General features: G+C 66.3%; 15 protein-coding genes. 10 read left to right on the forward strand and 5 right to left on the reverse strand.

From position 1 onward, the window contains the following. Window positions 1-2 precede the first annotated feature (2 nt). From ACWW36_RS15435 to ACWW36_RS15450, 4 genes are all read left to right on the forward strand, one after another. On the forward strand, window positions 3-1,070 hold the full coding sequence (locus tag ACWW36_RS15435; protein ID WP_456136885.1) for an NAD(P)H-dependent amine dehydrogenase family protein: 1,068 nt from the start codon (window positions 3-5) through the stop codon (window positions 1,068-1,070). Next, entirely contained in the window at window positions 998-1,657 is a 660-nt protein-coding gene (locus ACWW36_RS15440) for a TetR/AcrR family transcriptional regulator (protein WP_456136886.1), read from the forward strand. The genes ACWW36_RS15435 and ACWW36_RS15440 overlap by 73 nt, the downstream gene beginning before the upstream one ends. 99 nt (window positions 1,658-1,756) lie before the next feature. Next, complete coding sequence (locus ACWW36_RS15445; protein WP_456136887.1) at window positions 1,757-2,101, forward strand: CD225/dispanin family protein; 345 nt, start codon at window positions 1,757-1,759, stop codon at window positions 2,099-2,101. Then, window positions 2,101-2,508: a DUF2752 domain-containing protein gene (locus ACWW36_RS15450; protein WP_456136888.1), complete on the forward strand. Its 408-nt coding sequence runs from the start codon at window positions 2,101-2,103 to the stop codon at window positions 2,506-2,508. Before ACWW36_RS15445 ends, ACWW36_RS15450 begins: the two co-directional genes overlap by 1 nt. Here ACWW36_RS15450 and ACWW36_RS15455 read toward each other — a convergent pair. The 5 genes from ACWW36_RS15455 to ACWW36_RS15475 are packed head-to-tail and all read right to left on the reverse strand — an operon-like array spanning window position 2,505 to window position 7,217. Beyond that, entirely contained in the window at window positions 2,505-3,377 is an 873-nt protein-coding gene (locus ACWW36_RS15455) for a polysaccharide deacetylase family protein (protein ID WP_456136889.1), read from the reverse strand. The two genes, ACWW36_RS15450 and ACWW36_RS15455, sit on opposite strands and share 4 nt — an antisense overlap. Continuing rightward, window positions 3,374-4,330 (reverse strand): agmatinase, encoded by a 957-nt coding sequence (gene speB / locus ACWW36_RS15460; RefSeq protein WP_456136890.1) that lies wholly within the window; start codon window positions 4,328-4,330, stop codon window positions 3,374-3,376. The genes ACWW36_RS15455 and speB overlap by 4 nt, the downstream gene beginning before the upstream one ends. After that, window positions 4,318-5,079: an SDR family NAD(P)-dependent oxidoreductase gene (locus ACWW36_RS15465; protein WP_456136891.1), complete on the reverse strand. Its 762-nt coding sequence runs from the start codon at window positions 5,077-5,079 to the stop codon at window positions 4,318-4,320. The genes speB and ACWW36_RS15465 overlap by 13 nt, the downstream gene beginning before the upstream one ends. Before the next feature lie 3 nt (window positions 5,080-5,082). Then, window positions 5,083-5,766, reverse strand: coding sequence for an SDR family NAD(P)-dependent oxidoreductase (locus ACWW36_RS15470; protein WP_456136892.1), 684 nt, complete (start codon window positions 5,764-5,766; stop codon window positions 5,083-5,085). Beyond that, complete coding sequence (locus tag ACWW36_RS15475; protein WP_456136893.1) at window positions 5,763-7,217, reverse strand: APC family permease; 1,455 nt, start codon at window positions 7,215-7,217, stop codon at window positions 5,763-5,765. The genes ACWW36_RS15470 and ACWW36_RS15475 overlap by 4 nt, the downstream gene beginning before the upstream one ends. 228 nt (window positions 7,218-7,445) lie before the next feature. Here ACWW36_RS15475 and ACWW36_RS15480 point away from each other — a divergent pair, with 228 nt between their 5' ends. From ACWW36_RS15480 to ACWW36_RS15505, 6 genes are all read left to right on the forward strand, one after another. Beyond that, window positions 7,446-8,975, forward strand: a complete 1,530-nt coding sequence (locus ACWW36_RS15480) for a PucR family transcriptional regulator (protein ID WP_456136894.1) — start codon at window positions 7,446-7,448, stop codon at window positions 8,973-8,975. 29 nt (window positions 8,976-9,004) lie between these two features. Next, entirely contained in the window at window positions 9,005-10,564 is a 1,560-nt protein-coding gene (gene guaA / locus ACWW36_RS15485; RefSeq protein ID WP_456136895.1) for a glutamine-hydrolyzing GMP synthase, read from the forward strand. 196 nt (window positions 10,565-10,760) lie between these two features. Further along, a complete protein-coding gene (locus ACWW36_RS15490) occupies window positions 10,761-11,474 on the forward strand; it encodes a hypothetical protein (protein WP_456136896.1) in 714 nt (237 codons plus the stop codon). Between the two features lie 43 nt (window positions 11,475-11,517). Further along, a complete protein-coding gene (locus ACWW36_RS15495; RefSeq protein ID WP_456142500.1) occupies window positions 11,518-13,056 on the forward strand; it encodes a DNA polymerase Y family protein in 1,539 nt (512 codons plus the stop codon). 40 nt (window positions 13,057-13,096) lie between these two features. Beyond that, on the forward strand, window positions 13,097-13,543 hold the full coding sequence (locus tag ACWW36_RS15500) for a MarR family winged helix-turn-helix transcriptional regulator (protein ID WP_456136897.1): 447 nt from the start codon (window positions 13,097-13,099) through the stop codon (window positions 13,541-13,543). After that, window positions 13,540-13,962 (forward strand): organic hydroperoxide resistance protein, encoded by a 423-nt coding sequence (locus ACWW36_RS15505; RefSeq protein WP_456136898.1) that lies wholly within the window; start codon window positions 13,540-13,542, stop codon window positions 13,960-13,962. Before ACWW36_RS15500 ends, ACWW36_RS15505 begins: the two co-directional genes overlap by 4 nt. The last annotated feature ends 2 nt before the right edge of the window (window positions 13,963-13,964 follow it).

The raw sequence follows: 13,964 nt of genomic DNA on the forward strand, positions 1-13,964 counted from the left end.
GCATGCGACGAGTCATCCAGTTCTCGACGGGCAACGTGGGCCGCCACGCATTGCGGACGATCATTGAGCGGCCCGACCTCGAGCTGGTTGGCTTGCACGCCAACGGCGCCGACAAGATCGGCCGCGACGCCGCGGAATTGTGTGGCCTGGAAGCCAGGACCGGCGTGGTGGCCACCAACGACGTCGACGCCCTGCTCGCGCTGGACGCCGACTGTGTGGTCTACACCTCGCAGGCGGAGATGCGGCCTGCTGCCGCGATCGAGGAGATTTCACGGTTCTTGGCGGCGGGCACCAATGTCGTTGGCACATCGATGGTCTGGCTCGTCGCGCCGCAGCACGCCGACGACTGGCTTCGCGCGCCGCTGGAAAGCGCATGCAAGGCGGGCGACACGTCGCTCTATATCAACGGCATCGACCCGGGTTTCTCGGGCGACACCCTGGTCTACACCGCGTTGAGTCTGACCGCTCGCGCCACCGCGATCACCGTGCAGGAGATCTTCGACTACGGCAGCTACGACGACGCCGAATTCACCGGCGTCAGCATGGGATTCGGAACCACACCGGACCACACCCCGATCATGTTCCAGCCGGGTGTGCTGGCGTCGCTGTGGGGTGGCCAGGTCCGCAGCCTCGCCGACGAACTCGGCGTCGAGCTCGACGAGGTTCGCGAGCGTCACGAAACCTGGGTGACGCCCGACCCGATCGAGTGCGCGATGATGACCGTGCCGCCGGGCCATGTAGCGGCTGTGCGGTTCGCGGTCGAAGGGCGGCGCGACGGGGAGCCTGTCATCACGATGGAACACGTCAACCGGCTGACGGATGCGGCCGCGCCTGACTGGGCCTACCCGCCCGATGGACGCCCCGGCGTGCACCGGGTCACCGTCACAGGGGACCCCGGCGTCCAGATCAACACGCACGTCGGATTGGACGGGGTGGACCACAACCAAGGCGGGGTAATCGCCACCGCAGCCCGCGCCGTCAACGCGATCGATCCGGTATGCAGCGCGGCCAGCGGACTTCTTGCGGCCAAGGATCTGCCTGCCGGGCACATCCGCGGAGTGATGTGGTGAGTCAGGTGCGGGCGGAGCGCACGCGGGCCCTGGTAATCGACGAGACCATCCGTTGCATCCTCGACGAGGGCTTCGCCGCCGCGAGCGCCAAACACATCACTGAACGAGCCGGCGTGACCTGGGGCGTGGTGCAATACCACTTCGGAGACCGTGACGGCCTGCTGATGGCCGTCGTCGACAAGGGTTTCGCCGAGCTGCTGGACACCCTGCGCGGCTTGCCGATTGACGCTGAAAATGCCCGCGACCGAACGGAATTCATCGTGACAGCCGCGTGGGAGGCGTTCTCCAGTCCGACCTCCATGGCAGCGCTGGAGATCCTCATCGCCACCCGGGCCATGCGTGACGAGGGCGCCAGCCAGCACCTCGCCGAGTTGGGCAAGGCATTCGGCAAGCTCGGCAAGCACATCGGTGAAGGCCTTGATGCCCGGCACGCCGCGGCGATCGGCAATCTGATCTGGGCCACCCTGCGCGGGCTGATCGTGGCCCAGTTGGTGGTCCCCGAGCCGCTGGACACCCGTCGCGAGCGTCGCGCACTCGTCGACATGATCAGCCGATACGTCGTCGGCGCGGCGACATTGGATCGATAGCGCCGCACGCAGCAAACTCGTGCCTTATATTGAGCGGGCTTAGCGCCGGAGCTCGCTAACCTGCAGCGCCGAAACGGTTCTAGACAAAGGACTCTCAATATGACGTACCAGCCACCGCCATCCCCGCCTCCGCAACCGCCGTACGGACCGCCGCCGTACGGCGCGCCGCAGGGCGGTGTCCCGGCCCAACAGCCGGACAGCAATCTGGTGTGGGGCATCCTGTGCGCGGTGCTGTGCTGTCTGCCGCTGGGCGTCGTGTCGATCGTCTACTCGAGCAAGGTGTCCGGGTTGTGGGCACAAGGCCGCTACGCCGAGGCGCAGGCCGCGGCCGACACCGCCAAGAAGTGGGCCATTTGGGGTGCTGTCGCCGGAGTCGTCGTCGGCGTCATCTACGCCATCATCGCCGTCGCGGCCGGCGGCTTTTCCTACATGTCCTACTCATGATGAACGCGCGCTCGCTTGCCGCCCCGGTCGGCGTCGCCGCCGCGGCGGCGGGCGGGTGCGTATGTGTGTGGCTGGCCAACCCGACCGTGCCGGGCGGCATCCTTCCCGTATGCCCGACCAAGGCACTGCTGGGCATCGACTGCCCAGGCTGCGGCAGCCTGCGGATGATCTACTCCCTGCTGCATCTCGACTTCACGGCTGCCGTGCGCTACAACGCGGTGGGAATGGTGGCGGTGCTTCTGCTGGTGTGGGCGTTCGCCGCATGGACCTACGGCCGTGTCGCGGGCCGGCAGGTGCTCAGCTGGCAGCACCTGCGCTGGTCCGCGCCGACGGCGCTGGCCGTGACGCTGGCGTGGTTTGTGGTGCGTAACTTGGGTTTTGGGCCCTTCTCCGCGCTGTACGTCTAGAAGTCGCGTGGGTTGGGCCGTTCAACAGAACGGGGAATCAGGCCCAGTGTGCGGACGTGTGCCGCGATTGTGCCCAAATTGGTGACCCACACATCGTCATGTGAGCACACGTACTCGATCAAACCGTCCAGCGCGTGGGCCCGCGACGGACGCCCCGATAGGAACGGGTGGTTGGTCAACACGAAGCAACCGTTGGCGGCGCGCATCGCGTCGAACTCCAGCCGCCACATCTCGATGGTCTTGACCGGACTTTCGATCAGCCCGGAGCCGGAGAAGTCCGGCACATAGCAGTACTGTTCCCAATCGTCGAGGGCCCATTGGATCGGGATCTCGACGAGGGGGCCGCCCGAGCCGACGTCGAGCTCGTAAGGGTGGTCGGTGTCCATCAGACTGCTGTCGTACAAAAAGCCCCTGTCGCGCAGCAGCTTTGGTGAGTGCCAATTCAGTTCCCACATCGGTGCGCGATAGCCGCTGGGCCGCACACCAGCGACGGCGTCCAAGGCATCCAGGCCGCGGTCGAGTATGGCTGCCTCTTGGTCTTCCGTGAGCCCGAACATCGGTTCGTGCAGGTAGCCGTGGTGCGCGATCTCGTGTCCGCCGTCGACGATCGCCTTGATGACGTCCGGGTATCGCACGGCGGTGTAGCCGGGGACGAAGAAGGTTGACGTGACACCATGTCTAGCAAGGATTTTCAGCAAGCGTGGCACGCCGGTAAGTGGCCCGTAGGCCTGATGGCTGATCGCTGACATCCGGCTGGCGTGCTTGGTGGACACGCCGAGCATCGCGGACTCGGCGTCGACATCGAAAGTGAACGACGCGGCGGAGCGCGCTCCGTGCGGCCACGAGACGGGGGCTGCCGGGACACTCATCGGCTGGCCTTGCCTGCCAGCAAGGAGACGAATTCGTACGCCAGATACGCTGCGGCGATCCCGGTGATTTCCGCGTGATCGTAGGCAGGCGCGACCTCGACGATGTCCGCCCCAACCAGGTTGAGTCCCTCGAAACCGCGTACCAGTCCCAGTAGTTCGCGGCTCGACAGGCCGCCGATCTCGGGTGTGCCGGTGGCAGGAGCGTGGGCTGGGTCAAGGACGTCGATGTCGATCGAGACGTAGAGCGGATGGTCGCCGATGGTCGAGCGCAGCTGTTCAACCACGTCGGCGACCGCGCGGGACTCGAAGGCCGAACAATGCACGATGGTAAAACCCAGTTCGGCATCGTCATCGAGGTCGTCGGGCGTGTACAACGCGCCACGAATGCCGACATGCGCACTGTGGCCCGCGATGAAGAGGCCCTCCTCGGCTGCGCGCCTAAACGGCGTCCCGTGGGTCAACGGCGCGTCGAAATACGTGTCCCAGGTGTCGAGGTGTGCGTCGAAATGCACCAGTGCTACCGGCCCGTACTGGCGGTGATGCGCTCGCAGCAGCGGGTAGGCGATGGTGTGATCGCCGCCGAGGCTGACAAGCTTGACGCCGCTTTCGATCAGCACCGACGCTTGCTCCTCGATCTGGCGCACGGCAGCGGCGATGTCAAATGGGGTGCACGCGATGTCACCCGCGTCTACGACCTGCTGACTGGCGAATGGGGAAACGTCCAAGGCGGGGTTGTACGGCCGCAGCACGCGTGAGCACTGCCGGATGTGGGCAGGTCCGAATCGCGCTCCCGGCCGGTAGCTGACCCCGGTGTCGAACGGAATCCCGACCACCGCGACGTCGCAGCCGTCGACGTCTTCGATGCGGGGCAGCCGCGCGAACGTCGTCAGCCCGGCATACCGTGGCACGACACGGCCGTCGACCGGCCCGACCGGGTCGCTCATGCCCGGCATCGCGTCGAGCCGCCGTTGATCTGGATCGTCTGTCCGACGAATGCACCGAGGTCCTTACGGACCAATAGTGCTACGGCTGAAGCAATTTCGTCGGCTCTGCCGATTCGGCCGATTGGTATGCCGCGGCTGTATTCCTCATGCATCTCGGCCAAGCTCACTTTCGCATTGTCGGCGTCCACCTGTAGTTGCGGGGTGTCGATCACCCCCGGTGCGACGGCGTTGACTGTGATGTTCTCGGGCGCCAGCTCGCGGCCAAGCGTCTTCGTGAGCGCGATGAGTCCCGCTTTGGACGCCGAATACGCGCTGGCCTCCGGCCACCCGATCACTCCCCATTCGGACGCGATGATGACGATATGTCCGCTGCCGGCCCGGCGCATCCCGGGTAGCACCGCCTGGATCAGATAAAACGTGGCCGCGAGGTTCGTGTCGATGATCTTCCACCAGTCCTCCTCGTCGTGGTCGAGGAAGGGCGCCATGGTCATGTAGGCGGCGTTGCACACCAAGATGTCTACGGGCCCGCGCGTAGTCTCGATGTCATCGACGAGCCGGGAGACCACATCGGGATCCGAAATGTCTCCGGCCGCAGGGAATCCCGCGGTTTCGGCGACGACAGCACCCATCCGCTCGTCGGATGAGCGCCCATTGACCGCGACGATGGCGCCTTCGCGCGCCAGCTTTCGCGCGATCGCCGCACCGATCCCCTGGGTGGCGCCCGTGACCAGCGCGATGCGTCCTCGCTGTACCGGCATCGATCAGATCACCACCCCGCCGTTGGGCGAGAGGACTTCACCGACACAGAAGTTGGCATCGTCGTCGCACAGGAACCTGACGACTTCGGCAACCTCATCGGGACGGGTGAGTCGCCCGTTGGGGATTGTTGCCAGGTATTCCGGTGCACGCCAGGGCGAGTCGGCGGTGAGCAGAGGAGTGTCGGCGGGGCCCGGCGCGATCGCATTGACGCGCACACCGCAGCCGGCGACCTCGACCGCGAGGCTGCGGACCAGCCCGATGATCGCGCCCTTGGCCGCCGCGTAGTGAGCGTCGCCGTCACCGCCACCAACTGCCAGTTCCGACGTGATCGCGATGATCGAGCCGGTGCCCCGCTCGAGCATCGATGGCAGCACGCTGCGGACCAAGTTGCGCAGCCCACCGAGGTGCACCCGCAGCATGCGATGCAACTGCTGTCGCGTGATCTCCGACATCGGCACCATTTGGTAATGGCCGGCCGCGGACACCACGACGTCAACGGGACCGATGGCGGCGGTCACTCGCGCGACGGTTTCGGCGACCGCGGCCGGGTCTGCGACGTCGACGACGTAGGGGGCCTCAGCGCTGATATCAAGTCCCGCAACGGTGTACCCGTCTTTCGTCAGCGACGTGGCGACGGCGGCGCCGATTCCGGAGGCCGATCCGGTGACGATTGCGGTACGGGTCACGAAGCGTCTGCGCCCAGCCGTTGTGCGATCGGGTCCTCGATGCGATGGCGCACCGTGAGGTAGATGATCAGACCGACAACCGCCAGCGCAACGGTCGTGATGATGCTGGCCCAGTTGATGTACCAGGGCTGTTCGGGTTGTGTGCGCGGCCAGGCCACGTTGACGGTTTCGAAGATGATCCACAGCGACGCCAGGTACGTCACCGGCGCACCCCACCGGCCCAGGTTGAACGGCCCGGGCCGCCACTTGCCTGTCAGTCGTGCAATAGCCGCGCCGATCACAGGAACGCCGAACGCGATGTAAAACCCGATGATGTTGAAGTTGACCAGCACGCTATAGAACTTCGAACCGGCCATCAGGACGAACACGACCGCGACGATGGCGGTCAGCGCGATGGCGTAAACGGGCAGCCGCTCCGGACCCGCCAGACCGCCGAGCAGCTTCGAACCGGGAAGACTGCGATCGCGCGCCGCTCCCCAGATGCATCGCGATACCGCGGCCTGCACAGCGAGAAAGCTTGAAACAAAACCAATTACGAACATCGCCAGCAGCGGCTTGGTGACTCCAGTCCCGAGATGCGCGGCGAGGGTGTCAGACACAACGTCACCGGATTGGGCCGCGACGACCGAAGGTAGGTCGGGGATGGACAGAATGAGCGCCGCGCTGGAGAACATCACGACCAGTCCCACGAGGAGCAGTGCCAGGATGATCGCTTTGGGCACGTTACGTTCGGGCTCGTCGACCTCTTCTGCGACCGACCCGGCGGCCTCGAAGCCGAGGAATGACCAGCCGACGTAGGCAATCGCGAGCAACATCGGTCCTGAGACCCACGCGTCCGCGTCCGGTATCCCGGCGCTGGAGAACAGCGCGGAAAATGGATTCTCCCGATAGAACAACAGGAGCACCGCCCCAAGGCCGACCGAGCCGACGACTTCGCACGTGATGCTAATGGCCACAACGATCTTCAGGAATCTGCGACCGACCATATTGATCAGCGTGCCCAGCGCGATGATGCAGATGGCGACGCTGGCGATCTGCCAGCGATTGGGTTCGCCGACACCGAAGATCTGCAGCAGGAACCCGCTTGCGGCGTACGACAGCGTGCCGAGGGCCAGGGTGAGGCCCCACATGTATGCCCATGCGGCGGCCCAGCCCCAGGTTGTGCTGCGGACATGGCGTGACCACTGGTAGACGCTCCCGGCGTACGGCCAGCGTGATGCCAACTCGCCGAAGACCGCCGCGACGAGCAGCTGACCGACGAGCACGATCGGGAAGGCCCAGAAGAACTTTGGCCCCGCGGCGAACAACCCCAGGGTGAAGATCGCGTAGACCGCGGCGATCGGCGATACATCGGCGAACGCCAGTGACAGCGCTGACCGGAAGCTGAAGCCGCGCATCAGCCGGGGCGGTTGGTGCTCGGGGAATGCCTGCATTTCCAGCGGCTGGGCCATCGTCGCCTCCCATGGTTTATGGCACTGAGGCGTCACTGTGGGCCCGCCACTGCGAGAACTGAAGTAGCTGTTCGTATAGATAAACCATAAAGATTTAGATGATCGTCTAGCATCGACGATCGAAGCGACACGTCGTCGACGCGGATCGACTTCATACACGAGCCCTGAGCAGGCGCTTTTCGTGAAACGACCCGCCACGACAGACACGCAACCGCACATTTCGGTTACGTGAAACTTCTCGAGAATGTGATGACAGCGATGGCTTACCGGGTTGCCGATCTGGTCGACACCCCGCATCTACGCGTAGAGGTACGTGCTGGTGCGGCCGGCTTGGACCGGCCGGTCGCGTGGGCGCAGACATCCGACCTCGAGGAGCCATGGTCGTATATGGCAGGTGGAGAGCTGCTGATGAAAAACGGCCAGACACTGCCTGAATCGACCCGCGGGCAGACAGCATTGATCAGAGGCCTCGCCGAGAGAGGTATGTGCGGCCTGGTGATCGGACTCGATGCGGCAACGCCCGAACTTACCACTGCCGCAAAGGCTTTGGCTGACGAGCTGCGCTTCCCGGTAATGGTGGTGCCCTATTCGATCGGCTTCGGAGCGATAGGGCGAGCCGTGGCGGACGCCGACGTAAACAGCGGCAGGGTCGTCGCAACCGAGCGTGTATACAACGTCATCCGGAAGTCGGTCAGCGACTCCTCCCGCTCGAATGTGTTGGGCCAGCTTGGACGGGACCTGTCCTGTCGCCTGGCGGTGCTCGATGCGACGACAGGGGAGGTGGCGCTGGACGGTTCCAAACCGGTGCCAGCCGACTTGCGCCGGGCGATCGTCGATGAAATCGCGGGCCGGCGCGGTGCGGTTCCCGGCGTCTTGCATGTGAACGTCGACCGCGGTAGGGCACTGGTCGTGGAAGTTCCTGACGAGGAACCCACGGTCCTCGTCACCTACGACTTCCGCGGTCCTGCAATCGATCTCGTTTATCTACAGCATCTGGCGTCGGCCGCAGCCGTCCTGCTGGCGCAACAGAACGTCCGACTCGAGCACGAACGACGCATCGGCGGAGAGGTGATGGCGCAACTGTGTGACGGCAGGCTGACCACTCGCGAGGCCGACCGGGAACTCGCTGAGCGGGGGCTAAGGCCGCAAGATTGCTCGATCGTGGCGGCCGGCGGTGTCTTGCCCGCCGGAGAGCGGGAACTGCACCTCAAGCTCGGCCGGCGCGCCGTGCCGCACCTGTTGCTTCGCCGTGGTGACCTGCTGTACGCGCTGATGCCGATCACCGATAAGTCGTTGGCGGCGTTGCGCCAGCGGCTAGGAGGCCAGGCGACAGTAGGTATCAGCGATCCACTGGCTCGTCCCGGTCGCGCCCCGACGGCGGTGCGGGAGGCGACATGGGCGGCGCGGGTCGCGCGGACAGCCCCCGAGCGCATCGCCCGCTTCCACAACGCAACGATGTTCTCGGCGCTGCGCGACACGGAGGAGGCCCAAGTAGTCGTCGACCGTGTGCTGGGTCCCTTGATCGCCTACGACGCGCGCCATTCCGTCGAGATGATCAAGACGCTGGACGTCTATCTGCAGTGCGACAGATCGTGGGTCCAGACGGCGGCGGCGCTGAACGTGCACCGCCAGACCGTCGTGTACCGGATCCAGCGCATCGAACAAATTACTGGGCGCGCCATCGCGGAAACCGCCACGATCGCGGAGTTCTGGTTAGCCTTGCGCGCAAGAGACTTGCTGGCACTGCCGCGCCAGTAGGGCGAGTCGCCCGCCTCTAGACTGGGCCGGTGGAATCAGCATCGCCCCGCCCTGTGTTGGTGGTCGACTTCGGCGCGCAGTATGCGCAGCTGATCGCGCGGCGGGTCCGCGAAGCCAGGGTGTATTCGGAGGTCATCCCCCACACCGCCAGTGTCGAGGAGATCAAGGACAAGGATCCGCAGGCCATCGTGTTGTCGGGCGGACCGGCCAGTGTTTACGAGGACGGCGCGCCGCAGCTGAATCCGGGGGTGTTCGATCTCGGGGTGCCGGTGTTCGGCATCTGCTACGGATTCCAGGCGATGGCCCAGACACTCGGCGGGACGGTCGCGAGGACCGGAACCAGCGAGTACGGCCGCACGGAGTTGAATGTCTCTGGGGGACAGCTACATTCAGATCTTCCCGCCACCCAGCCGGTGTGGATGAGCCACGGCGATGCTGTCACGGCCGCGCCAGAGGGATTCGAGGTGGTGGCCACCAGCGCCGGAGCGCCGGTGGCGGCGTTCGAGAACCGGGCGCGCCTGCTTGCGGGTGTGCAGTATCACCCCGAGGTGTTGCATTCGCCGCACGGACAGCAGGTGCTGAGCCGTTTCCTGCACGAGTTCGCCGGGATCGGTGCGACGTGGACTCCCGCGAATATCGCCGACTCCCTGGTCGAACAGGTGCGAACCCAGATCGGCGACGGCAGGGCTATCTGCGGTCTGTCCGGCGGGGTGGACTCCGCGGTGGCGGCGGCGCTGGTGCAGCGTGCCATCGGTGACCGGTTGACCTGTGTGTTCGTCGACCACGGCCTGTTGCGCGACGGCGAGCGGGCGCAGGTGCAGCGCGATTTCGTGGCCGCTACCGGCGCCAATCTGGTCACCGTCGATGTCGCGGACCGCTTCCTTGACGCGCTGGCCGGTGTGACCAATCCCGAAGGCAAGCGCAAGATCATCGGACGCGAGTTCATCAGGGCGTTCGAGGGTGCGGTGCGAGACATCGTGGGAGACAGCGGGTCCGATGTCGAGTTCCTGGTCCAGGGCACGCTGTATCCCGACGTGGTCGAGTCTGGTGGGGGCACTGGCACCGCAAACATCAAGAGCCACCACAACGTCGGCGGCCTGCCCGGCGATCTGAAGTTCAAACTCGTCGAGCCGCTGCGGCTGTTGTTCAAGGACGAGGTGCGGGCGGTGGGCCGCGAGCTCGGCCTGCCCGAGGAAATCGTTGCGCGCCAACCATTCCCGGGTCCCGGGCTGGGTATCCGCATTGTCGGTGAGGTCACCGCCGCGCGGCTGGATACGTTGCGGCGGGCCGACGCGATCGCTCGCGAAGAGCTGACGGCGGCCGGGCTGGACAACCAGATATGGCAGTGCCCAGTGGTGCTGCTTGCCGACATCCGTTCGGTCGGGGTGCAGGGCGACGGCCGTACCTACGGCCACCCGATCGTGCTGCGGCCGGTGTCCAGCGAGGACGCCATGACCGCCGACTGGACTCGGGTGCCCTACGAAGTGCTCGAACGCATCTCCACCCGCATCACCAACGAGGTTCCCGAGGTCAACCGGGTCGTGCTGGACGTCACCAGCAAGCCGCCCGGCACCATCGAATGGGAGTGATTTCTTCTCGCTGAGCAGACGCAAACTGCCCCCTTTTTGCGGCGTGTCGGGGACCTTTTGCGTTCCCCTACCTGCGGTGTGGGCCCAGCTCGCGCAATCAAAGTCCGCTTGACGGTGTCGGTGGCCCGGTGTTTACTCGATGTATCGAACATACTTTCGAATATAGAGTGATTCGCGTGATGCAGGAGGTGCTGCTGTGACGGCAGCTATGACCCTCGATCAGCGCCGGCTTAACCGCGCTGAGCAGGTAGAACACCTGCGTCGCAAGATTGCGGCGGTATCGAGCAAGGTGGGCGGCGGGCGTCGCGGCCCCGAGCCGTCAGTCGATGTGTTGCCGGACTCGGAATCTTTGCTGCCGCTCCCCGAATCCCTGGCCGAACTCTCCCCCTGCCCTTCGGGCGGGCGGTACCCCCAGCCAACGTCGTTGCCCCGCGGGACGGTCGCAGTGGTGTCGGGCGCCCGCTCACTGTCGCTGAGCATGGTCGCGGCGGTGACGGCGGAAGGCGGGCACGCCGCGATCGTCGGCCAGCCCGACGTCGGCCTGCTGGCGGCGGTCGAGATGGGAGCGGATCTGAGCAGGATCGCGGTCATCCCCGAACCAGGAACCGATCCGGTCGAGGTGGCCGCGGTGCTGATGGACGGGATGGATCTGGTAGTGCTCGGCCTCGGCGGTCGGTCGGTACCGGTCACCCGCGCGCGGGCCGTGGTGGCGCGCGCCCGGCAGAAAGGCTGCACACTCTTGGTCACCGGCGGCGATTGGCAGGGGGCGGCCACCCGGCTGGAGGCCAGGGTCTGCGGCTACGAGATCGCGGGTCCCGGCCGTCCCGGTGTTGGCCGCATCAGCAAGGTGCGGCTGGCCATGCGGGGCAGGGGACGGTCGTTCGGGACCGTGCGTGCGGTAGGCGGATGAGGTGGCTTCCGGGTCTGCCTCCCGGGTGCTGGCCATCTGGTGCATGGACTGGCCCGCGGTCGCCGCCGCGGTCGCGGCAGGCCTAGCCCCCACGGTGCCTGTCGCGGTCACACTGGCCAACCGGGTCATTGCGTGCTCCGCGTCGGCTCGCGCTGCGGGGGTGCGCCGTGGGCTGCGCCGCCGGGAAGCGCAGGCGCGATGCCCGGAACTACACGTCGTCACCGCCGATCCCGCGCGCGACGCCCGCCACTTCGAAGGGGTGACGGCCGCGGTGGACGACCTCGTTCCGCGGGCAGAGGTGCTGCGGCCCGGTCTGCTGGTGTTGCCGGTGCGCGGAGCGGCCCGCTACTTCAGGTCCGAAGAGGCCGCCGCCGAACGGCTGGTCGACGCGGTGGCCGCGGCCGGGGCCGAATGCCAGGTCGGCATCGCCGACCAGTTGCCCACCGCCGTGTTCGCCGCACGGGCAGGACGGATCGTCGAACCCGGCAAGGATGCGACGTTCTTGTCCGCGCTGTCGATCCGGCAACTGGCCACCGAACCGAGCCTGGCCGCGCCTGGGCGCGAGGACCTGGCAGACCTGTTGTGGCGCATGGGAATCCGCAACATCGGGCAGTTCGCGGCACTATCTCGCAGCGATGTGGCTTCGCGGTTCGGTGCCGACGCGGTGGCCGCGCACCGATTCGCCCGCGGTGAACCCACCCGCGGTCCGTCGGGACGTGAGCCCGCGGCCGAGCTCGACGCCGTGATGAACTGCGATCCGCCGATCGAGCGGGTGGATGCCGCCGCATTCGCGGGACGGTCGCTCGCCAGCACCCTGCACCGCAGTCTCGAGGCGTCCGGCGTGGGTTGCACCCGGCTGGCCATCCATGCCGTCACCGCCAACGGCGAAGAGCTGGAACGGGTTTGGCGATGCGCCGAGCCGCTGACCGAGGACGCCACCGCCGACCGGGTGCGGTGGCAGCTGGACGGCTGGCTCAACAAGCGTAATCCGGGGGACCGGCCGACCGCGCCGGTGACGGTGATACGGCTGCGCCCGGTGGAGGTGGTTTCGGCCGAGGCCCTGCAACTGCCGCTGTGGGGTGGTGTCGGTGAAGAAGATCGGCTGCGGGCACGGCGGGCACTGGTGCGGGTGCAAGGCTTGCTCGGACCCGAGGCGGTGCAGATGCCGGTGCTCAGCGGCGGTCGCGGGCCTGCCGAACGCATCACCTTCACACCCCTTGGCGACGAACTCGTGCCACGTGCCGATCCGGGCCAGCCGTGGCCGGGGCAGCTCCCCGAGCCGTCGCCGACGGTGCTGCTCGACGACCCGGTCGAGCTGCTCGATGCCGACGGCAACCCGGTGCGGGTGAGTAGTCGCGGGCTGTTCACCGCCCACCCGTCACGACTGTCCGCGCCAGGACGGGAAGGCCTGCTGTCGTGGTGGGCCGGGCCCTGGCCCGTCGACGAACGGTGGTGGGACCCCGAACAAGCCAAGGCGGGACGCACCGCAAGGGCGCAGGTACTGCTGGGCGGCAATCCTGCACAGGCACTGCTGCTGTGTTACCGGCAGCGGCGGTGGTACGTCGAAGGGATCTACGAATAGTTTAGTTGTGCACAATTGAATTGTGCGCTACTGTAGCCGCATGGCCGCAATGAGCCTCGACCGTCAACTCTGCTTCGCCCTGTACTCCGCGTCACGGGCTATGACGGCGGCCTACCGGCCGATCCTGGCCGAGCTGAACCTCACATACCCGCAGTACTTGGTGCTGCTGGTGCTGTGGGAAGAGGGACGCGTCACCGTCGGCAGGCTGGGGGAGCGGCTGCAACTGGACTCCGGAACGCTCTCGCCGCTGCTGAAGCGCTTGGAAGCCAACGGGTTTGTCCGACGCGAACGTTCGCCCGACGACGAGCGCCTGGTCGACGTCACCCTCACACCCGCGGGCCGTCGGCTCGAACGCAAGGCCCAGTGCATTCCCGAACAGCTCTTCAGCTCGACCGGGGTGAACGAACGAGAAGCCGCGGACCTGCGCGATGCGGTCCGTCAACTCACCGATGCGCTCATCGCATCACAACGAAAGGAATCCGCGTGAAATCGCTCTACACCGCCGAAGCCCTCGCTACCGGAGAAGGCCGCGACGGCCACGGCCGCACGTCCGACGGCAAGCTCGATCTCGACCTCGCAATCCCGAAGGAAATGGGTGGCAGCGGCAACGGCACCAACCCCGAGCAGCTGTTCGCTATCGGCTATGCCGCCTGCTTCCACTCCGCGCTGCGGCTGGTCGGCCGTCAAGAAAAGGCCGATGTCTCGGATTCAGCTGTCGGAGCGCGGGTTTCACTCGGCCAGCTCGACAACGGCGGCTTCGGTCTTGCCGTCGAGTTGGAGGTCACACTGCCCAACCTCGACCACGACGCCGCACAGCAGCTCACCGAGAAGGCTCACCAGGTGTGTCCGTACTCGAACGCCACCCGCGGCAACATCGACGTCAAGCTCGTCGTCACCGACGACTGAAC

This window comes from Mycobacterium sp. MMS18-G62, from assembly GCF_053877835.1.

Coding starts and splice junctions, on each gene's coding strand:
- ACWW36_RS15435 (WP_456136885.1), top strand. CDS start 3: ATGCGACGAGTCATCCAGTTCTCGACGGGCAACGTGGGCCGCCACGCA.
- ACWW36_RS15440 (WP_456136886.1), top strand. CDS start 998: ATGCAGCGCGGCCAGCGGACTTCTTGCGGCCAAGGATCTGCCTGCCGG.
- ACWW36_RS15445 (WP_456136887.1), top strand. CDS start 1,757: ATGACGTACCAGCCACCGCCATCCCCGCCTCCGCAACCGCCGTACGGA.
- ACWW36_RS15450 (WP_456136888.1), top strand. CDS start 2,101: ATGAACGCGCGCTCGCTTGCCGCCCCGGTCGGCGTCGCCGCCGCGGCG.
- ACWW36_RS15455 (WP_456136889.1), bottom strand. CDS start 3,377: ATGAGTGTCCCGGCAGCCCCCGTCTCGTGGCCGCACGGAGCGCGCTCC.
- speB (WP_456136890.1), bottom strand. CDS start 4,330: ATGCCGGGCATGAGCGACCCGGTCGGGCCGGTCGACGGCCGTGTCGTG.
- ACWW36_RS15465 (WP_456136891.1), bottom strand. CDS start 5,079: ATGCCGGTACAGCGAGGACGCATCGCGCTGGTCACGGGCGCCACCCAG.
- ACWW36_RS15475 (WP_456136893.1), bottom strand. CDS start 7,217: ATGGCCCAGCCGCTGGAAATGCAGGCATTCCCCGAGCACCAACCGCCC.
- ACWW36_RS15495 (WP_456142500.1), top strand. CDS start 11,518: ATGGACTGGCCCGCGGTCGCCGCCGCGGTCGCGGCAGGCCTAGCCCCC.
- ACWW36_RS15500 (WP_456136897.1), top strand. CDS start 13,097: ATGGCCGCAATGAGCCTCGACCGTCAACTCTGCTTCGCCCTGTACTCC.